The sequence below is a fragment of the Desulfovibrio simplex genome (assembly GCF_055387835.1).
Window position 1 is genome coordinate 1,631,726 of record NZ_AP042377.1, and the last position, 19,271, is coordinate 1,650,996.

The window sequence follows — 19,271 nt, forward strand, 5'->3', positions numbered from 1 at the left end:
GGTTGTACTGCCCCCATGCAAACATTCCCTTTTTAGTACAAAGCTAAACTGGGATCTCCCATACGTAACTATAAGCTTTCACTGTAAAATTATCTGGGAAGTTCTGCCTCACACTCGCGAAATATGGCATGGCCCAAAACAAAAATTGCCTACCCGTCAGACAACCGGTCTACTACGAACTATATGTGCCCCATGAAGACGATAACAGCAGTTGCCGAAGTTCGGCGCACCATATTCTCGAAGCCGGGCAGGCCATCATGGCCGGAAAAGGGGGTTCAGCCGTTGGGCTGACTGAAATCCTGAACGCAGATGGTGTGCCCGAAGCCATGCGTAGCGCGTTGCGGATTGGGACCACCAAAATTATGCAGCGCCTGACCAAAGCAATAGAAGAAGCACGCGCTGATGGCTCGCCGGCTGTTGAGGGCGATGCTCTTTTCTTGGCCGAGACTTTGTACGAGCTGTGGATGGGGGCGAGCCTTCTCGAAAAAATTACCAGAAATGACGAGCCGCTGAAAACCGCTATGGCTGCAACTCGCCACATTTTCAATATTTCCCCGGCCCAATAAGGAGGTTATGGAGCGGCATCGCATTGCCGACAAGTAAATCTGTTTCTACTTTATAGTCGACCGGTCTAATATGAAACACGTCAGCTTAGTCAATAAAAAAGGGACCCTATCATGAACAATTTCACTTTTTACAACCCGACCCGTATCCTGTTCGGCAAAAATACCATCGCGCGACTGGATGCGCTTGTCCCTGTAAAGGCTCGCGTGCTCGTTCTGTACGGAGGGGAAAGCGCACGAAACAACGGCACTCTGGACGAGGTGCGTGCGGCCCTCGGCGACCGTGTGATGCTCAGGAATTTGGCGGCATAGAGCCCAACCCGGCCTTTGAGATATTGATGTGAGCCGTTGAGCAGATCAAGCGAGAAAAAAATGACTTCTTGATTGCCGCGGTGGCGCCACGGTTATTGACGGCACAAAAGTCATCGCCGCAACCGTCTGTTTTGAGGGCGACCCCTGGTCCATTATGGAAACGCATGGCTCCAACGTAACCCAGGCTCTGCCCTTCGCCAGCGTGCTGACCTCGCCGGCGACCGGATCGGAAATGAACAACGGCGGTGATACCCCGTAGCGCAACGCAGGCCAAGCTGCCCTTCATGAGCCCCCGTGTCTTTCCGCAGTTTTCCATACTTGATCCGACCAAGACCTTTACCTTGCATGAAAAACAAGTTGCCAACGGCGTTGTTGATGCCTTTGTTCATGTTGCCGAACAGTATCTGACCTATCCGGTCGATGCCCGCGTTCAGGACAGGTTTTCCGAAGGGCTGCTGCAAACCCTGATTGAGATCGGTCCGAAACTCATGACTGACAAGCAGAACTACGACCTTTGCGCCAACCTGATGTGGACGGCGACCCTGGCGCTCGACGTACTGATCGGGGCGGGCGTTCCCCAGGGCAGGTCAACCCACATGACAGGCCATGAACTGACCGTCCGTTACGGCATCGATCTCGCGCGTACCCTGGCCATTGTGCTGCCAGCCAATCTGCAGGTTCGGAGAGCGGCGAAACGTGAAAAACTTCTGCAATACGCCGCCCGTGTATGGGGCATCACCAATGGAAATGAAGAAGAACGGATTGACGCCGCCATCGCAAAGACGCGGACGTTTTTTGAGGGTCTCGGCTTGCCGACCACTCTGCCCGCATACGGCCTTGGCCAGCAGGATATCGACGCCATTGTCGGGCAGTTTGCAGCGCACGGCATGACGGCGCTTGGCGAAAAGAGCGACCTTACCCTGGCGATCAGGCGGCGTATACTGGAAGCAGGCCTTTAATCCTGCATGGTCAAGCATTCATCAACAGTAACACAATATCCGCCAATATTGGAGGAAGTCATGGCCTCACGCCACAACCAATCCGTACCCCGACGAAGTGCTGAAAGTTTTTCCTGATGCGACTGACAGCGAGGTGGATCAGACGCTTGATGACGCCCACAATGCCTTTCTTTTATGGAAAGACACCCCTTTTTCCGAGCGCAAGGTCATTTTGCAACGCGCGGCGGACTTGTTGCGCGAGCGGGCCACCGACTAAGCGCTGCGCAGTCGCTTATAGGACACTACCGGGCAACCACGACTGCCAGATATGTTCGCAGTGCGGGCCTTTACGGAGACCAGACGGTGATCCTGGCCGACTTGAGCGATAGCGATATCTCGCAAGCTGCTGCTGGGCTGCTTAAAACGGCGATGCCCCATGAGGTCGTAACTCACGGGGCATCTTGTCACCAGTAACTTGTTACCAAGTTCCGGCTTTAACTAAAAGAGTGTTTAACTCATTGGAATTATTTGGCGTCCCCAAGGGGATGGACAGGTACGTCCCAAATATCGAAGATAATATATTATTTGCCGAAATCGTTTTTGTCAATATCAGGAAAAATACCTGTAAAGACGGGATGTTATAAAAGATATTGTTGGACGGTGTTGGATAGGGAGTGATATTCTGCCGGTTCCCCTGAAGAAACAAAAAACGAGATCCGGCCATTGACTTCCCGTGTCGATACCAATAAATAATATTTATTGGTATCGACAGCAGAGAAGGCGCACAATGAAAAACACATCCGTTTCCCTTGGTGAATACTTCACCAATTTTATCGACACCCAAGTGCAGGCCGGGCGTTACGGCTCTGCCAGCGATGTTGTCCGGGCCGGGCTGCGGCTTCTGGAAGAGCATGATCTCAGGCTGAAAGCATTGCAAGAGGCGCTCAAAGCCGGAGAAGAATCGGGCGAGCCCGCTCCCTTCGACAGTGACGCCTTCCTCGCGAAAATGCGGGCCAAACATGCCGAAAAGTAAGCGTAGTTAACCCCGTCGAATTCGATGGGGTTAGAGTTAGCGTCTGAATTTTGCCACCGACGGTGGCAAAATTCAGTCAAGATGCCACGCGGTAAAATCACTGCCGCTCTGGAATATATGCGGAGCATGGAGGAATAACATGTCCAGACGGTTACTCGATAAACTTCCCAAGATGATGGAAGGCCCTGAATTTGTCGACGCATGGGAGGAATCCAGTGAGGAATTCTCCATTGCCCGCAAGGCTGTCTATCTGCCTGTGCAGGATCAGAAACTGCTCGCCAAGGCCTTGTTGGAAGAAGCAGTAGCGGAAGCTACGCCTTTTCTCGAAGATCTGACCTCCGAATATGCAGAACGGGTGGAAGAAAAGTGAATTTTTCTGATGCCCTGCATGGGCAAGAATGGCTTCTCCAGCGGCAGTGTGCATGAAAATCCTCAGCTACAGCGACTTACACCTTGAATTCCCACATGCCTGGAGTCTGCCGCCAGACATTGACGGGGATGTCCTGGTGCTCGCTGGTGATATCATTACCTTCAGGAATTTTACTCCACTGGAAACTCTGCTGCGTGATTGGGAGAAGCCTGTTCTGTTTGTCGCCGGGAACCATGAGTATTATACGCGCATACCCATGCGGGAGGATGAGGAAGAATTCAGGGTCTGGCTGGCCGAAAAACTGCCACAGGTACATTTTCTACGCGATGAAGGCGTTACTATTGGCGGCGTTAATTTTTTCGGCGGCACGATGTGGACGAATTTCAAATCCGGCAATACCAAATCAATGCGCTACGCGGAAACAGCTTTGAACGACTTCCGCTATATCCGTAATGATGGAATATTCACTCCAGAGTCCAGTATTGCGCAGCATCAGCAGTTTATTGTCGCCTTGGAGCAAGGGTTTAGTACGCGACCACCCGGCCCCAATGTTATCATCACGCACCATGCGCCAGTTATAAATCCCAGGTCTCAATATTTGTTGAGTCCGCTGGAACCGGCATTTGTCTCATACGAAATGGGACGCTATATTGAAACATACGAACCTGACTTATGGATATATGGGCATACCCATGAATGTGACGCCCAGCGCATGGGGAAAACACGGATTATTTCCAACCAATTAGGATATCCTCATCGCTCCGGAGGCTATGAAAGCACAGGGGGCTTTGATAATTACGGATGCCCGGTTGAGGTTTGACATCACTCCTGCTTGGCTGCTCTCTCAGATGAGAGTAAGGTGGGGGCATCTGAATATGTGCCGATGAGGGAACAGTTATGAGTCGCAGTGTTCGCAAAAAACCGATTATGAGCTGGACAACCTGCCGTAGCGAGAAGGACGATAAAAGAATCTGGCATCGCCGCTGGCGGGCTCATGAGCGGACGGCTCTGGCCTCCTCTCCCTTGGGTGACGAAGATGGCAATCTACCCGTCTCTGTGAATCAGCTCAGCAACGTCTGGGATATGGGAAAGGACGGACGGCAATATTGGCCGCTCGCCAAGCAGAAGAAAACCGCCAGACGCTTCGCCCGCAGAATCGGGCGTGGCCGCAAGGAGCGCAAGGCGCTGGAAGCGCGGCTTATACATAAATTTATGGGAAAGTAGTATGAAGAATTATCCGGCATTGCTGAAAGAAGTAAAAGACCGCATCCGACAGGCACAGATTCGGGCCACACTGTCCGCCAATGCGGAAATGCTTTTCATGTATTGGGAAGTTGACCGTATTATTGATGAGCAACGAGATGCCGAGGGCTGGGGAGCTAAAGTTATTCAGCGGCTTGCTTTGGATATCCGCAACGAATTGCCGGAAGTCAAAGGTTTTTCAGAAAGAAACCTCAAGCGGATGCTCGCTTTTTATAAAGAATATAGCAGCTTGCAAATTGGGCCACTGCCGGTGGCCCAATTACCTGACGTAATCGAGCCTTCAATCAGGCCACTGCCGGTGGCCCAATCTAAGGGAGAAGGGGCAACGGATCAGAGTGCAAAATTGCTTGAATATGTCCTGCACCTCCCGTGGGCGCATAATGCTCTACTTCTTGGAGTTAAAAGTATTACGGCTCGCCTCTGGTATATGGCGCAAACCTTGGAACATGGCTGGAGCAAGGACTGGCTGATTGGACAAATCAAGGGCAACGCCTTTGAACGCCAGGGCAAAGCCGTCACAAATTTTGTCACCCACCTTCCGGCACCACAGTCCGCCTTGGCGCAAGAGTCTTTGAAAGATCCCTACCTTTTTGACTTCCTGACTTTGGAAGAGCCTTTCCATGAGCGCGAGCTTGAGACCGGCCTTGTCGCCATGTAGAGAAATTCCTGCTGGAACTCGGCGCTGGTTTTGCCTTTATCGGCAGGCAGTATCATGTGGAGGTCGGTGAGCAGGATTTTTACATCGATCTGCTTTTCTACCATACGCGCTTGCGCTGCTATGTGGTTATCGAACTCAAGCGAGGGCAATTCAAGCCCGAATATGCCGGGAAGGTTAATTTTTACTGCTCTGTGGTTGACGACTATTTACGGCATGAGCACGACAATCCGACCATCGGCCTGATTCTCTGCCAAACCCATGATCGGGTTGTTGCCGAATACACTCTGAAGAATGTGAACACCCCCATCGGCGTTTCCGAGTATGAATTGACCCGCGCTCTCCCGGACAATCTCAAGTCCAGCTTGCCTACAGTGGAAGAAATTGAGGAACGGCTGGAAGAAAAGTAACGGATGGTCTCTTAACCGTCAGTGCATTGTGCGCTTGCTGATGGTGTAAAATCTGCCACGTGATGGTTGATTTTACACCATCAACTTTGTCGGCCCATAAAATAAAACAAGGAATTTCCTTTCTTCAAAAATCACGTCAAGAAAAATCTTCGCAAATATTTGGTTGCGGCAAGTTGCAGTACGTTGTTGGAGGTTGCGATGTTGCCTCACCTCGGAATTTCCTAAAAAACCTATGGTACGGTTTCTCCATACAAAAGTAGCAAAATGCTTGCTACAGCATGGAGGATTGTACAATGGCGGTTCAAAAAGAAAAGAAGGAAAATCCTGTTCATATCCCAATGCGCTGGATGCGTGTAGAAGAAGCTGCGCAATATCTGCGTGTTTCAACGGATTTTCTGAACAAGGCGCGAACAACTAAAAACCCGAATATTCCTTTTACCCGCATTGGCGGGCGTGTTCTCTACGACCGGCACGCTTTGGACAGCTTCCTGGAATCGCTGGAAAAGATCTGATTGCCCATGCCGTCGCCCTCCGGCAACCGCTGCGGGCACAATCCATACAGTCCGCGCCTGAATGCCGCCGTTTCCATCCCCAAAGGGAAAGGCGGCTTTCCGCGCATTCTCTCCCTGGCGGCGGAGCGGGCCAAGGCCTGGTATTTTCATCCAAAGAAATGCCCGCCATTGCAGATTCATTCCGGCAGGCAGATCCGGAGCGAGCGCCGGGAGGCCTGCCAGATCGTCCTGGAAAGCATCCTGCGGCATCTTGATCTGGCGTCGATGTGTCTGGGTACACCTACTCTGGCCAATGGCTTCATCGACATCGACATAAAGACCATCTCGCACGACGCCGGCATCGGCCAGCGTCGCTGTGAACGGGCCATTGCCCTGCTCAAGCGGGCAGGCTTCATGCGCGTCCAACAACCCAGGCGGCAAAATGAAGAAGGCTCGTACTTTGGCTGCCAGGCCATCCGCATTGTCACCGAAACACTTTTTGAGTGGCTGGGGCTTGGCCCGATGCTCCAGAGAGAACGGGCCAGAGCCTCCGAACGGCTCCGGCGCAGAGCCCAGAAGGCCAATCGCAGGCTGTCGGATTCCATGCGCCGCGCGGTGCAGGGGATAAAGAAGGCGAGCTTCATTCCCCACCCATCACCAGACAAAGAACAGCGGACGCTGGCCTGGAACCGTTCTTGGGGGCAGTTGGTTCTGGAAGGTCTGGAACCGCACGAGGCCCAGCGACGAACCAACGAGTCCTTGGGGTATCCACAGGGATACAGCCCTGGCCAGGAATATCTACGACGATGACGGCAGATTGGAGTACAGTGAAGCCCCTTCGGAGGCTTTTTGCGTTTCAGTGCCCTGAAACAGGCTGCAAGCAGCATAGTGTCGTTAAAAACTCTCAAAAGAGAAACAGCAATAGCTTGGCATGGCTGCTTTTCTTCTTTCAGGCATCAAGGGGCTTGGGCTCAGAAGAATAGGTGTCGCAAGGTCTGGCCGTATATGTCGCGCATAAATCCCCAAGAGGCAAAAATGAAGAAAGCGGAAAGCAGCGCCCTCGGCGCGGCCACGAGGGGAAGAGATGAATAAGCCGCGCTCAGAACACACCTTAAATGTCTTGCACGGCATAATCATATATGTTCCCGGACAAACGCCGCTCGCTCTTCAATCGACGCCAAGGGGAGCAAGGCGATATCATATCCCAGAGCCTCATACGTGTTCACCATGGCCTCAAATGTGGCCACCGCTTCCGCCCAGGTCTGCTTTCGCTCCGCGTCGTCATGAAAAATTTTCCGCCAGGGCGGAGCGATGAATACTCGTTTGTTATAACGGAATTGTTCAGCCGCCGACTGAGTATGCGCCGGCACATCCAGACCGTAGACACGCAAATAGCCGACCACGTCCGGCACCCCGCGATCAAAAAAGATCGGCCCTTCAAGGGAACCGGCCTCATGGTACGAACGCAATTCCCAGCCGAGCATCAATTCCGCAAACGTCTGCCGATCCGCCCAGGGCAGCGCGGAGCCTCCAATGAGCACTTGATCCTGAATAATGGCCCGCCCGGCTTCAGGCATGGTTGTGCAGCCCAGGTCTTTCAGGGCCATGAGTAGTGAGCTTTTACCTGAAGCCGGGACCGCCGGAAATGATGTGGAAATTGTTATGTGCGTTCATAGATTCGTCTTCATGCTTCAAGGCCATGCCTCAAGGTTATTCAAACAGAGTATCTCTGCGCCTCTATTCTGAAAAGTCTTAATGCTCCTTGCATAATGTTGCAGGAATCTGAACAGTTTTCAAACATCTATAAAATATATTGCAGCATCTTGAAACATACTGAAATCACAGCGCATTTGCAAAAAATGTTCAACATCCCGTGATATACTGCAATCTCTTGAGAGGACAGGACAAGGGAGGTGGCCCCACCTTTTTGGTGTTCCCCCTCCCGGCCTGCCCTGCGGGGCTGGCTTACTCGCCTGCGGCTCGACGCAAAAACAATTAGCTGTCTTGGGGGTATTGCTCAAAAGGTTGTTTGTCATTCAAAAGAGTACTCTTTGCCCTTGACCCAAAGGCAAAAAGCGTCCAAGCGGCTAACATATAACCTAAAACTTACTTTTTTAGCCACTTGTATTAATTTACCATCAGCTATAGTCTTGTCCAATTTTTATCCTCAAACAACAACTGGGGCAAATATGGCAACTGAAGAGAGCAATAATATGCCGTCTCTTTGTAATGTAATATTACAAGGGGTTATGGATCATTTTTTACACCCTCTACATAAATTTGCGGCAGTACATCCACAGTATATCACTAAAATTCCAGGATTTCTTGTATCTCCTCAGGCGATTAAAATATATGTGGGGCGGACCCATGTCGCAATTGAGTATTCAGGACCAGAGGTCGTTGAGGAGTTACCTGAAGATGGAAAAGCAGTAATTGATATTTATTACCATGATATGTCACTAAAGGACATAAACATTTTGGAAGAAATTATTGGATTTGACTGTGAGTCTGATTCCACCACAAAAATACAGCTTCCTTTGTCAAGCATAATAGAAAATGGAATATTTTTTACAAATCGCGGCTTCGACAAACTTCAAGAATTGGGTTGGAACTTTGCAGCTCAGAGTAGTGTAGTTGGGTTTAATGCTTTTTCTCCGTCTTTCATGCCTAAAGAATTCGTAAGAATTATTAACACTTCATTTTTTAATTCTGAACCAAAAGTTGGATTGCAAACTAGGCATATAAAATGGCTTGATGCTATACCTGTTGAGTTTGACCCTAGTGATGATGAGTATGATTCATTTGAAATACCATTTAATTTACTTTTTGAGTCACTTAAGCACGCAGCAACATACATTTATCCAATGCCAGACGGGTATAAAAACTCTAAACTCTCAAAAATAAACAAATTTATTGAATTCTGGGGTGATGAATTAAAATCAGAAACTGATATTACAAGATTTCTTTCCAGTAGTGATAATAGTTTTATTCTGACCATGAGGTTTTGCTCTCAAGATGTTTATCCAGAACTTGAATGTATTTGGCAAAGCGAAAAACGGAAAAATATCCGACCAGATTTTTTTCTCTTAATACCAATGGATATACTGACATATTAGAATTCAAAAGACCATTTGTATTTAAGAATACAATAGTAGGTTCAGAAAATAGAGAAACTTTTTCGCGTTGGTTACACTCTTATATAGCTCAGACTAGAGTTTATTCTGAATACTTTGACGACCCAAATAACAGAGCGTGGTTTGAAAATAAATATGGATTCAAGGTCTATAAGCCTCGCCGATGGCTGGTGGTTGGCAGGAGAAGTGATTTCTCAAATGATGTGTGGCATAGTATCATTTCGGAATTTCCGACAGTCGGTATAATTACCTATGATGATTTAATAGATGGTGTTATCGCTCAACTGTATAAATAATACTAAATTAGAAGATCATGGTGGGTATGATATGAGTAATGCAGTGGGTATTGATGAAATAGATTTTTCAATTTTTAAAGTTGTATATGTTTTTAGTAATAAATACCTGTCTTCTTCTGAAGTATTACTGAATTTGCCAAAAGAAGACGTTTTAGAAGAGCTATTAACTCTAAATTTGGTTATGTATATTGATATAATGAATGAACATCATGCTATAAAGATATCAAAATCTCAATCTTATGATATAGATAATTATTATGAATCTATTCGTGGTCTAAAATATATTTGTGATAAAGAAGATGCGATTGGAATAGAATTTATGGTAGAAGTTGATAATTTTTTTGTATCAAGATGTTGGAGACCATCTTTACGCAGAAGATGAAGAAAATGGAGAAGCTTATGATATAGATTATGACCAAATGGCTAAGATTTGTATAATGTATAATATTTGCGAAGAATTGGATAAATTTTTAATAGCATGTAACATTGCTTACCCTTTTATTTTTTATATTTCAAAGCGATTACATTTCATTGATGGCGAACCAGAAGGTATTGATGTCAATGAATTTAATTGCATAAGAATGTTCAATGATAGTTTTTACAAGGTTGGAGACTGGCCTAAATTGGAGGGTCTAAATTTACTCAATACATATTTATGGGTAAATGGTCATATAGACTTATTTAGTGGGAAAAGTGATAAAAAATTGGGAATTGCACTCTGTGCTTTTTTAAAGCTGATACGTAATAGAGGGGTTGGGGGATATATAGATATGCTATGGGCGATGATTGGCATTGAAGCAATATTTAATGACAAAGAAAAAGCAACTGAAGAATCAATATCTAGTCAAATTATCTCCAAGTCACAATTTCTGTTTGGAGAAAGCCCAACATTTAGGAAGGTATTAAAGAAAATGTACTCTACTAGGTCGTTGTTTATTCATGGCAACCTTAAATTTCCTGGGCTATTCCCATTTGAAGAAGACGAGGAGCAAGGCATTACTAAAGCTAAAGAGTTGGCTATAATTCTCTTGATGGCTAGCATCCAAAAAGCAGTCAAAAATAACTGGGGTGACATTCGTTTTGGCTACAACGTCTATGCTTATGAAGAGTAATTAAATTTATCTGGATAGTTTGGCAAAAATATTTTAATCTATCTCTCTTGTTTAGGGAGTATCAAAGTTTGAGGTGTCAGCTCTGAATGGAATTTTTGTAATAGCCCTAAAATTTAACAAAGCTCAATCTTGAAGTCTTTATCATCAAAGTTTTCAACTACAGCTATTTCCCATTCCGCTATCAAGTGGAATTTTTTTGCAACACTGTCTTCGGTATATACGGAACAACTCCAAGTCACTCTTCCTAGATGATTATATAAAAAAGGACCTGGATTTCACCCCAAGTCCTTGAAAAATGGCGGCTAGGGAAGGATCGAACTCCCGACTGATCGCTTAGAATGCGATTACTCTATCCGGCTGAGTCATGGGCACCTTAATAAAATTAACCTGGAAATCAGCTAGGTTCTGACACCCGCCTTATCAATTCCCGTATCTCCTCCACTCGCCAGACGGTGGTACGCGGCCCCAGCTTGACCGGCTGCGGATACTTGCCGTCTTTCACACCCTGCCACCATGCCGAGGCGCTGATACCCAGTACATGCAACACCTGGGGCAGCCGGGCAAAACCCTCCTGCGGCAACGGAAGCGGTGTTTTGGTTTCTCTCGCCATAATCAGACGCCTGTTTGTTCTTGGCGAACCTTGTCGCGCAGAGTTTTAAGGTAATCGGCCCATTCATCCATCATGCGGCGGCGTTCCGGTAGATACTCCGCATAATTGTACGCGGCCCGGACGCCGTTCCGGTCGCCGTGGGCCAGTTGGCGTTCTATCCAGTCTCGGTTGTAGCCGAGTTCGTTCAGCATGGTGGAGGCCATTGCCCGAAATCCGTGCTGAGTCATTTCGTCTTTGGAGTAACCAGCCGCCCGGAGAGAGCGGACAAGGCTGATCCGGTTCATGGGAGTGTCTTTTTCAGTGTTGCCCCTGGCCGGAAAAACATATTGGCCCTGGCCGGAGAGCTGGTGGACTTCCCGCAGGATTTCCACTGCCTGACGCGCCAGCGGAACGATGTGCATTTGCCGCATTTTCATCCGTTCCCCAGGGATGCGCCATTCGTTCTTTTCAAAGTCTATTTCTTTCCATTGCGCCAGAGCCAGTTCAACAGGGCGCACGAACACCAGAGGTGAAAGCCGCAAGGCGCAGCGCACCGTAAAAGTTCCCTTGTAGTCGTCCAGGGCGAGCAGCAGCTTGCCTATGCCCTTTGGCTCTTTTACCGCCGAAAAGTGCTTGTAGACCCTTGGGGTCAATGCTCCACGCAAATCGGCGGCGATATCGCGTTCCGCCCTGCCTGAGGCGATGGCGTAGCGAAAAATGCGCCCGCACTCGTTCAAGGCCTGATGCGCCATGAAGCCCGCTCCTTTATCTTCGGCTCGACGTAAAGCCTCCAACAACTCCGGGGCGGTAACGCTTTTGACTGGACGTTTGCCGACGGCCGGGACACATATTTTTCCATGCGCCGCAGGATGTGGTTTTTGTATGCCGCCGTCCAGTTGACCGAATATTTTTCCAGCCACTCCAGAGCGATTACCTGAAAAGAGTTCTTGGCGGCATTGACGGCAACTGCTTTGGCTTCCCGCTTGGCCGTGCTGGGGTCTATGTTGTCCACCAGCAGCTTTTTTGCCTCCTCCCGGCGCTCCCGCGCTTCCTTCAAACTGACGGCGGGATATGGCCCTATGACCAGCAGTTTTTGTTTGCCCATGAATCTGTAGCCCAAGCGCCAGGACTTGTTGCCCTGCGGAGTGATGTAGAGATACAGCCCGCCGCCGTCCGAGTGCTTCTGTGCCTCCCCGTTTCCTTGCTTGCGCTTTACGAAAGTATCTGTCAGTTTCATGTTCACCCTCCAGTTGTAAAATCTTCATAATTTCAGCCATATCCAAGCGAAACAAGCGCCGAAAACGTACCAGCAAATGTACCAGCAATGGACGTGTATTTTGCCGGATTTCACTGGTTGCATGCCCGGTCAAAATTTCCGGTAATACTTTGATACTACTGGATAAATGCGCCTTAAAAGATTGTCTGAAATTGAAAGTATCGTTTTCCGCTTTGTTCAACATCTCTCGTGCTGAACTGGCGATGAAAGTATGCGCCTTGTCGCCGCCTTCACCGCTGGGGAACATCTCCCGAAGCAGTTTTTCATGGGGCGTGGTCACCATTTCTTCAAACAAGGCCTTGATGGTACGGCTCTCATCGGCCAACATGCACGACAAATCGTAAAGCGTGGCGGTGCGGCCCTGGCTGTGTCGGATCATGATGCAGCAGTGCAGGAGCGCACCACTGAGCATGGCGAACGCCGCTTTCGACCAGTGATCCTCCAGGCCTTTGCCGTTGGGATCGACCAGCATGGCGGCCATGTTCTGCACGTCCGGAATCACCATCAGCGTATCCAGGCGGAGTTCTTCCAGGGGGTTGAAAGCGGCGGACGCGCCGGAAGGATCGGAGGGGTCGAAGCGCAGCACAGCCTGGCCCTGCGATTTGCGCCATCCGGCTGTGAGCGCCCAATTCTCGCCCTTGATATCCAGCACGATGCTGGAGCCTTCCCAGGCCAGGAGCGTGGGCAGGATCAGGCCGATACCCTTGCCGCTTCTTGTCGGCGCGAACACCATGATGTGTTCCGGGCCGTTGTGCCGCAGGTAAAGCTGCACCTCCTCCGGCTTTGATTGAAACGAGCGCCAGAGTGAAGCCAGCCCGGCGTACTTCTTGAGCCAGCCGCCCACATAGACGCCTTTGCCCTCAAAGTAGCCCATCGTGCGGATTTCTTTCTCTTCCGCCCAGCGGGCCGAACCGTGCAGGTTGGCATTGGCCCTCAGTTTTTTCATGAAGGCCATCCAGTAAGCGATGACGATGAATTGTGGCAGCAGAAACAGCGCCTGGCTGTGCGTTATGGCCTGTTCAATGAAACCGTAGGTATCGCTGGAGCCGAATTTTTCCTGCCAAGCGATCACCGACCAGAGCGCGTACCAGGGGAGTCCAAAGGCAACGCCCCACGGTTCGCCGAGCGCCGAGTGATAGCTTAAATAGGCGGCGATGCGCTGGGTTGCCAGCACCAGGCTGGCCAAGCCGAGCAGAAGCATGAACGGCAGATAGAGCCAGCGCAGGCCGCTTTTCTTTTTCTCCGCGCCCAGGCCGTATTTTGCGGGCATGACATTCTCCGATGGAGGCCGTCATGCGGCGCTGGGCTGAGGCGCGTGGCCCGCAAAGTGCGAATACGGTTAGCGCCGATTGCTGTACGGCTGCTGAAACACCAAATCTTTGGTGACAATCACATTGAACTGATAGCCGGGCCGGATTTCCAGCGTGGGCTTGATGTTGATGTTTTTTTGCAATAGCTGGAGCGTGGCCTGGCCGAGTGGTGCGGCCAGGGCGGAACCCATTTCGTCCTGCAAGGTCGGTGTCTGGTTTCCCTGCCCGGAGTTGCCGGAAGTATTCAGGGCGTCCATGGAATAGGACATGCCGCCCGTGATCATGCTCATCAGGATGGCCGAACCGAAGATGCGCAGATAATGGTTGTTTACTTCATCCGTGTACCCGGCGTTGCCCGCCATATCCGCGCCGGGCATGGCTCCCAGCGTGACGGCGGAACCGTCCGGGAACACAAGGCGGTTCCAGGCCACCAGCACCCGTTCCTGGCCGTAGATGACGCGGGAATCATACACGCCGAAGAGCTTTGCCCCTTGCGGAATAAGCAGTTGCCGCCCGGTTGCCGTGTCAAAGACGTTTTGGGAAACTTGGGCAATGATGTTGCCCGGCAGATCGGAATTGATGCCCGTGACCATGACGCCGGGGATCACCGCGCCGGTTTTCAGCTCCAACGGCTGGCCAGCCGTACGGGTGTGCGGCAGAATCCAGGTTGCATCTTTTTCCGCCCGGCTGAAAAAGGCTTCCTTATCCTTGTCGGCGGCGGGATCGTAGCCGTTTTCCCGCAGGGCGGAGAGATCGCGGCCAGCATCCGGGGCGCTGCCACGCCGCTGATCTTCCCGCAGCATCGCCGCCTGCTGACCAGATTGGCCAGACGTGTCTGACTTTTTCTTTACACCGAGGGGCGCGGAAAGCGCCGTGAGCTGAGCCTGCGCCTTCATGCGGCGCAGGTTTTCCAGTTCCTGACGGTACTGATCCGGCTGTTCTGACGACTTCTGCACCACAATCAGCGGCTCGCGCCCGCCCGCCGTTTTCGGCTCCGGAACAACCAAAGCCGGGGAACCGGCAGGCGGTTTCAAGGCGAGGCCTTTGCCTTCGCCCATGAGCAGGGGCCGCTCTTCTTCCTTGATGTCCACTTTGGGTGTTGCTGCCTGTTTTTCTTCCTGGTTGTGAGCAAAATTCACGCTGTAGACCAGGATGCCGAGCAAAAAGAGCCCGGCCAGCAGCACGGCATAAAGCGGCCAGCGGCTCATGCGGGCCACGCTGACCTTTTTCACCGGTTCCAGGCTGTTGGGGGTTTTGTCGCTCATATTTCCCCCTATCGCATGGCGTCCATGCCCGAATCCCAGGCATGGCGGGCTTTTTGTTTTGCCTGGTCAATAACGGAACGCCGGAACTCCTGTTCCGTGCGGCTCTGGCCGGCTTCCGGCTGACCGCCGGCAGTGTATGACCGGGCAAAGGCCTTGCCGTCCGAAAGCCGCAGTTGCAGATACCAAGCGCTTTTTTCGTCCAGAGCATCCAGGGTATAGGCGACGACCAGCACATCAGCGGATTCCGCAGCGGCCAGAGTGAAGCCCTTGGCCCGCAGGCTTTTTTCAAAGGCGGCGGCGAACTCGTTGCCCGCATCCTTGGCTTGGAGCAGATGCAATGAGGTGTAGCCGGGTGGGTACAAGGCCGTAAGGCAGGACACGGCATCGTCGGCAATGGCCGAGACCGCGCCGCGCTCCGGCAGCGGCCCGCACCAGGAGCCCACCGGCCCGTGCACCGCGCAGCCGGAGGCCAGCAGCACGGTCAGGCAAAGAGAAAGGAATATGGCTCGCATCACTTATTCCCCCTTATGACTTCCACTTTTTCCTGATCGCCGCCCACGCCGATAATCAGGGCAATGCGGTCAAAGAGGCCGTCTACGATCATGGCCAAATCCTTGACCCGGTAGTTGACCAGCACATCCTGTTTGCCCTTGCGCACCAGCAGCACGGGCATTTCTCCGGAGGTGGATTTTTCGGGCAGGCGGATGAAGGTCTGCCGCCCGTCATCGTAGACGCGCTCAGGCTTCCAACTCGCCTTGCCTTTGACCTCATAATTGAAGTTGAGGGCGGACAAGTCCGCCGCTTTGCCGTCCACTGTGGTGGACTGCCACTCCTTTTCTTTGGCGTCCCTGGCCTGTTTCCAGGCGGCCAGCTGTTTCAGGCTTTCCGAATACAGAAAGCCCACATACGGCGTATGGCCGGAACGCTGGGATACAAGGCGTAAATGGTACACCCGGCGGTCGGTGGTGATGACGGCGGAGCTTTCCAGGCCCGCGTCCACAGGTTTGATGAAGAGGTGCGCGGCGGCATTCGCGCCGGAACCGGCTGTACCGGAATCCACCATCCAGCGGGAGGAATCGCCCACCACGATTTCATGCACGGTTTCCCCGGCCTGCAATTTCACATCGCAGACCTGCATGGGCGCGGCCACAATGGTGGGCAGGCTCGCGCCATGCACATAGACCACCTTGCCGCCGCCCGTGAGCACGGGTTCAACGCTCTGGCGCGACCAGTCTCCGGAAATCCGGAGGGCCTTTTTCTCGGCGGCGGTCAGCGGCACGGTTTTGGGGCTCAGGTAGTCGATTTCGGGCACGGCAGCTGCCGCTGTGGCCGAATTGCTCGGCGCGTTACCTGCTTCGGCTTGCAGCGCCGGGGGCCAACCCTCCGGAACCGGGGCAGCGGCAAGGGCCGGAGTAGCGAACAGTGCGAAAGCGCAGACAAAAAGCAGTATCTTTTTCATGAGGAACCTCATTCCTGATTATTCTGGGGCTTGACAGGAGCCGGAGCGCCGACCACCTTGCCGGCCGAAAGCGCGGTGATGTAGACGCCGCCGGGGTTGCGCAGAATCACCGCGTCAACGGTCGGCGGATTGATCTGGATCGTCACCGTGGCTTCATAGCTGTGGGAATCCAGCAGAACGCCCGCATGACTGCGCACGCTCTCCACCCATTCCACGCGGTAGGAATCGGAGCTGACCGGCAGGGGCAGGCCTTTGATCTCCACATGCACCAGCTTGCCGGATTTGGCGATTTCATAGGGGTTGTTGGCTTCGTACCACTCGCGCAGAACGCCCTTGGCGCTTCCGGCCATGAAAAAGGACAGGCGCTCGATCATTTTTTGCTGGAGTTCCACGTCCGCCGTGACCGTGCGCCAGGAACTGACGCAGGCCGCGATTTCCGCCAGGATCAGGCGCTGCGGCGTGGCGCTGGCCCTGTCCGCCCGCGCCACCACAGCGGATTTGCCCAGCTTGTCCACCTCGATAATGTAGGGAACCGTTTTCACCTGCCCGGCCTGCATGACGTTGCCGGTGAGGGAAATGCCGGTGAGCAGCAAGCAGATGAAGGCGACCATGCGCCATTGCGCGGCCCGGCTGATATAGGAGCCGCACCGCTCCAGCCATTCTTCCCGTCCGTTCAGATAGGGATTGTCTCTTTTGCCAAGCGGAGCGGCAGGCAATGGCGCTTCCGCCTTGGAATTTTTGAAGCGCATAGACGATCTCCGAAAAGGCCGTCTTGCGGCGCTGGGCTGGGGCGCGAGGCCCGCATGGTGCAATGTGGCGGCAGCCGACTATTTGTCGCTGTTTTGGTTCATTTTTTTGCCCGTTCCAGGCGTTCCTGCATTTCAGAACGTGTCCGGGTGCTGAGATCCTTTTCACCGGAGGTTTTGGCGTCTTGACTTGCTCCCCACAGGGCTTTCGCTACGCCCATAGCCCCCGTGCCTTCCATTCCGGCCACCTTGGCGGCGTCCTTCACGTTCTGCACGGTGTTGCTTCCGGCGACCATCGCGCCGATGGCCGCGCCGCCCACAGCGGCGGCGGAAGCGGTTAGCGCCGCCCCGCTGGAAACGTGCGAACCGTTGATAATGCCCGCGCAGACATCCGGCAGGGATTTGACCAGGGCCAGCAGCACCACCGACGCGCCGATGACCACAAAGATGTCCTGAAGCTCCGCCGTGGACGTGGAAAAGCCTTCGATAAAGGCGATGCCTATGCCCAGCACGAATTGCATGACAAAGAGTTTGAAGGCCACGGCCAGCACATAGCGGATGGCGTTGACGGCGTAATCCTTGAGAAAGGAACTGCCGCCGAAGGCCACCAGGATCAGCGCCGCCGCCATGGCCACCATGGCTTCGCACTTGATGAAGACCACCTGGGCGGAGATGAGCGCGAAACACACAATGATCACCAGAGCGGCGATGAGCAGAGCGATGGAGTTTCCCGGCGACCAGATGGAGAGTTTGTCCAGCACCAGCTTGACGAGCTGCATGCCGGTCAAAAACGGCGACTCCGAAGAGTAGCCGCCCGGCGTCAGTTCCTTGCCAATCGCGCCGAGCCCGTTGATCAGATTTCAGGCCCATTCCTGGTAATAGTTGATGACGGCCAGGAAAAACCCGGCCATGAGCAGAAGCATGACGAACTGTTTGAAGATGTCGGCAACCTGGTCGCGGTTGAGCGCCGCCTTGATGCCCAGAAAACACACCTCCAGGATGACCAGCCAGCGGAACACGACCAGGGCGTAGCGCTTCAAGGTCGGCTCCCAGGTGCTGGTTTTGTTGTAGAACTCGCGCACCAGCGTGGACACGAAATCTTCATTGGCGGCATGGGCCTCGCTGACGCCGATAAAGACCGCGCCCAGCGCCAAAGCGAGAACGGACAGGGGCAGATAATTCCGTTTCATGGAAACACCCGCCTAAAACGGGTCGGGCTTGGCTTTGGCCCTGCCGATGCGGTTAGTTTTCAGGGTGTTCCGCCAGGCCTCCTCAGACATCTGGCTTTCCTTTTCCTGCTTCATCTGGCTGGCCAGTTGGGACTGCACCTGCGTGGCCATGAGTTCTCGCAGTTGCCGGGATTCCTGCACCTGGAGGGCGGAAAGCTGATTGCCCGCCATGATGGCCTTTTGCTGGCCGTCCGGCGTGGAAAGCAGATTGTCGATGTATTGCTGGAACCGCGCCGGATCGCGCTGCAAGTCCGCAAGCTGCTGGCCGGAAAGCTGGAACGTGGCCTGTGACGCGGTATCCACCGATTCCGCCCACTTGTCCCATTCCTGGCGGTAACGGCGGTTGGCTTCTTCCACTTGGGCCGGGCTGGCTCCGGCCAGAGTGCCGAAGAGCGCCTGCTCCGGGAACAGGTTGGTGAAAATCTCGCCAAGGGCAACGATGTCGCCGCGCTGTGTGCGCAACGTGCTGGAAAGGCCGGCCAGGCGCATCAGACTGTTTTTCAGCTCATTGACCAGGTTGGCCGGGAGCTGTGCCGTGTTCTGGAGCATGTTTTCGTACTGCTCGATATTTTGGCGCACCATCTCAATCTGCTGGCGCGTCTGCTCCACGGCCTCCTGGTACTGCTTGAGGGCGTTGGAAAGCTGTTCCACATTGGTGATGCGATCCAGCATTTGCACCAGCATGTTGCTGCAATTTGTGCAGGTAACGGTAAGCGCATGAGCGGGCGTGACGAGCAGCACCAGCACGGCAAGGCTCAAAAAATACTTTTTCATACGAACTTCCTTATTGAGGGCCGGGAGGCCGAAACCTCCCGGCGTT

The 19,271-nt window shown here is 52.5% G+C and carries 27 protein-coding genes, 1 tRNA gene and 1 pseudogene; 16 read left to right on the forward strand and 13 right to left on the reverse strand.

All coding sequences use genetic code 11. The annotated features are described in order from the left end of the window. Positions 1-128 precede the first annotated feature (128 nt). The 12 genes from ACZ5DH_RS06605 (at position 129) to ACZ5DH_RS06660 (ending at position 6,845) form a co-directional block, all read left to right on the forward strand. Positions 129-566: a TetR family transcriptional regulator C-terminal domain-containing protein gene (locus tag ACZ5DH_RS06605; RefSeq protein WP_464256288.1), complete on the forward strand. Its 438-nt coding sequence runs from the start codon at positions 129-131 to the stop codon at positions 564-566. 111 nt (positions 567-677) lie between these two features. After that, positions 678-875: a hypothetical protein gene (locus ACZ5DH_RS06610; RefSeq protein WP_464256289.1), complete on the forward strand. Its 198-nt coding sequence runs from the start codon at positions 678-680 to the stop codon at positions 873-875. 284 nt (positions 876-1,159) lie between these two features. Next, entirely contained in the window at positions 1,160-1,834 is a 675-nt protein-coding gene (locus ACZ5DH_RS06615) for a hypothetical protein (RefSeq protein WP_464256290.1), read from the forward strand. A gap of 37 nt (positions 1,835-1,871) precedes the next feature. Next, positions 1,872-2,090, forward strand: coding sequence for an aldehyde dehydrogenase family protein (locus ACZ5DH_RS06620; RefSeq protein ID WP_464256514.1), 219 nt, complete (start codon positions 1,872-1,874; stop codon positions 2,088-2,090). 510 nt (positions 2,091-2,600) lie between these two features. Then, positions 2,601-2,846, forward strand: coding sequence for a type II toxin-antitoxin system ParD family antitoxin (locus tag ACZ5DH_RS06625; RefSeq protein WP_464256291.1), 246 nt, complete (start codon positions 2,601-2,603; stop codon positions 2,844-2,846). A gap of 139 nt (positions 2,847-2,985) precedes the next feature. Next, positions 2,986-3,216: a hypothetical protein gene (locus ACZ5DH_RS06630; protein WP_464256292.1), complete on the forward strand. Its 231-nt coding sequence runs from the start codon at positions 2,986-2,988 to the stop codon at positions 3,214-3,216. 52 nt (positions 3,217-3,268) lie between these two features. After that, on the forward strand, positions 3,269-4,036 hold the full coding sequence (locus ACZ5DH_RS06635; protein WP_464256293.1) for a metallophosphoesterase: 768 nt from the start codon (positions 3,269-3,271) through the stop codon (positions 4,034-4,036). A 77-nt stretch (positions 4,037-4,113) separates the two neighbouring features. Continuing rightward, on the forward strand, positions 4,114-4,440 hold the full coding sequence (locus ACZ5DH_RS06640; RefSeq protein WP_464256294.1) for a hypothetical protein: 327 nt from the start codon (positions 4,114-4,116) through the stop codon (positions 4,438-4,440). A gap of 1 nt (position 4,441) precedes the next feature. Continuing rightward, positions 4,442-5,137 (forward strand): DUF1016 N-terminal domain-containing protein, encoded by a 696-nt coding sequence (locus ACZ5DH_RS06645; protein ID WP_464256295.1) that lies wholly within the window; start codon positions 4,442-4,444, stop codon positions 5,135-5,137. A 38-nt stretch (positions 5,138-5,175) separates the two neighbouring features. Further along, positions 5,176-5,544 carry a PDDEXK nuclease domain-containing protein gene (locus ACZ5DH_RS06650; RefSeq protein ID WP_464256515.1) on the forward strand — a complete coding sequence of 123 codons (369 nt, stop codon included), beginning with the start codon at positions 5,176-5,178 and terminating at the stop codon, positions 5,542-5,544. A gap of 293 nt (positions 5,545-5,837) precedes the next feature. Beyond that, positions 5,838-6,056 (forward strand): helix-turn-helix domain-containing protein, encoded by a 219-nt coding sequence (locus ACZ5DH_RS06655; RefSeq protein WP_464256296.1) that lies wholly within the window; start codon positions 5,838-5,840, stop codon positions 6,054-6,056. Positions 6,057-6,062: 6 nt separating this feature from the next. Then, positions 6,063-6,845 (forward strand): hypothetical protein, encoded by a 783-nt coding sequence (locus tag ACZ5DH_RS06660; protein WP_464256297.1) that lies wholly within the window; start codon positions 6,063-6,065, stop codon positions 6,843-6,845. A gap of 323 nt (positions 6,846-7,168) precedes the next feature. Here ACZ5DH_RS06660 and ACZ5DH_RS06665 read toward each other — a convergent pair whose 3' ends face one another. After that, positions 7,169-7,699, reverse strand: a complete 531-nt coding sequence (locus ACZ5DH_RS06665) for an AAA family ATPase (RefSeq protein ID WP_464256516.1) — start codon at positions 7,697-7,699, stop codon at positions 7,169-7,171. A gap of 249 nt (positions 7,700-7,948) precedes the next feature. On the opposite strand from ACZ5DH_RS06665, the gene ACZ5DH_RS06670 reads away from it, so the two are divergent. From ACZ5DH_RS06670 to ACZ5DH_RS06685, 4 genes are read left to right on the forward strand one after another with little or no spacing between them, the layout of a single operon-like run. Beyond that, positions 7,949-9,151 (forward strand): hypothetical protein, encoded by a 1,203-nt coding sequence (locus tag ACZ5DH_RS06670; protein ID WP_464256298.1) that lies wholly within the window; start codon positions 7,949-7,951, stop codon positions 9,149-9,151. Continuing rightward, complete coding sequence (locus ACZ5DH_RS06675) at positions 9,070-9,465, forward strand: Shedu anti-phage system protein SduA domain-containing protein (RefSeq protein ID WP_464256299.1); 396 nt, start codon at positions 9,070-9,072, stop codon at positions 9,463-9,465. The genes ACZ5DH_RS06670 and ACZ5DH_RS06675 overlap by 82 nt, the downstream gene beginning before the upstream one ends. After that, positions 9,437-9,847, forward strand: coding sequence for a hypothetical protein (locus ACZ5DH_RS06680; protein ID WP_464256589.1), 411 nt, complete (start codon positions 9,437-9,439; stop codon positions 9,845-9,847). Before ACZ5DH_RS06675 ends, ACZ5DH_RS06680 begins: the two co-directional genes overlap by 29 nt. Next, complete coding sequence (locus tag ACZ5DH_RS06685) at positions 9,807-10,577, forward strand: hypothetical protein (protein ID WP_464256300.1); 771 nt, start codon at positions 9,807-9,809, stop codon at positions 10,575-10,577. Before ACZ5DH_RS06680 ends, ACZ5DH_RS06685 begins: the two co-directional genes overlap by 41 nt. A gap of 296 nt (positions 10,578-10,873) precedes the next feature. On the opposite strand, the gene ACZ5DH_RS06690 is transcribed toward ACZ5DH_RS06685, so the two are convergent. From ACZ5DH_RS06690 to trbJ, 12 genes and pseudogenes are all read right to left on the reverse strand, one after another. After that, positions 10,874-10,950, reverse strand: a tRNA-Arg gene (locus ACZ5DH_RS06690). Positions 10,951-10,971: 21 nt separating this feature from the next. After that, positions 10,972-11,187, reverse strand: coding sequence for a helix-turn-helix transcriptional regulator (locus tag ACZ5DH_RS06695; protein ID WP_464256301.1), 216 nt, complete (start codon positions 11,185-11,187; stop codon positions 10,972-10,974). Positions 11,188-11,189: 2 nt separating this feature from the next. Continuing rightward, positions 11,190-11,963 (reverse strand): tyrosine-type recombinase/integrase, encoded by a 774-nt coding sequence (locus ACZ5DH_RS06700; protein WP_464256517.1) that lies wholly within the window; start codon positions 11,961-11,963, stop codon positions 11,190-11,192. Next, entirely contained in the window at positions 11,900-12,403 is a 504-nt protein-coding gene (locus ACZ5DH_RS06705) for an Arm DNA-binding domain-containing protein (protein ID WP_464256518.1), read from the reverse strand. Before ACZ5DH_RS06705 ends, ACZ5DH_RS06700 begins: the two co-directional genes overlap by 64 nt. 295 nt (positions 12,404-12,698) lie before the next feature. Beyond that, positions 12,699-13,712, reverse strand: a pseudogene (locus ACZ5DH_RS06710) (type IV secretory system conjugative DNA transfer family protein); the annotation flags it as partial. A gap of 69 nt (positions 13,713-13,781) precedes the next feature. Then, a complete protein-coding gene (locus tag ACZ5DH_RS06715) occupies positions 13,782-15,017 on the reverse strand; it encodes a TrbI/VirB10 family protein (RefSeq protein ID WP_464256302.1) in 1,236 nt (411 codons plus the stop codon). A gap of 8 nt (positions 15,018-15,025) precedes the next feature. Beyond that, positions 15,026-15,532 carry a hypothetical protein gene (locus tag ACZ5DH_RS06720; RefSeq protein WP_464256303.1) on the reverse strand — a complete coding sequence of 169 codons (507 nt, stop codon included), beginning with the start codon at positions 15,530-15,532 and terminating at the stop codon, positions 15,026-15,028. Next, positions 15,529-16,476, reverse strand: a complete 948-nt coding sequence (trbG, locus tag ACZ5DH_RS06725) for a P-type conjugative transfer protein TrbG (RefSeq protein WP_464256304.1) — start codon at positions 16,474-16,476, stop codon at positions 15,529-15,531. Before trbG ends, ACZ5DH_RS06720 begins: the two co-directional genes overlap by 4 nt. An 8-nt stretch (positions 16,477-16,484) precedes the next feature. Beyond that, entirely contained in the window at positions 16,485-17,225 is a 741-nt protein-coding gene (locus tag ACZ5DH_RS06730; RefSeq protein WP_464256305.1) for a VirB8/TrbF family protein, read from the reverse strand. Positions 17,226-17,323: 98 nt separating this feature from the next. Continuing rightward, a complete protein-coding gene (locus tag ACZ5DH_RS06735) occupies positions 17,324-18,079 on the reverse strand; it encodes a type IV secretion system protein (protein ID WP_464256519.1) in 756 nt (251 codons plus the stop codon). Positions 18,080-18,082: 3 nt separating this feature from the next. Further along, positions 18,083-18,412 (reverse strand): hypothetical protein, encoded by a 330-nt coding sequence (locus ACZ5DH_RS06740; protein WP_464256306.1) that lies wholly within the window; start codon positions 18,410-18,412, stop codon positions 18,083-18,085. Positions 18,413-18,424: 12 nt separating this feature from the next. Continuing rightward, complete coding sequence (gene trbJ, locus ACZ5DH_RS06745; protein WP_464256307.1) at positions 18,425-19,225, reverse strand: P-type conjugative transfer protein TrbJ; 801 nt, start codon at positions 19,223-19,225, stop codon at positions 18,425-18,427. Between the last annotated feature and the right edge of the window lie 46 nt (positions 19,226-19,271).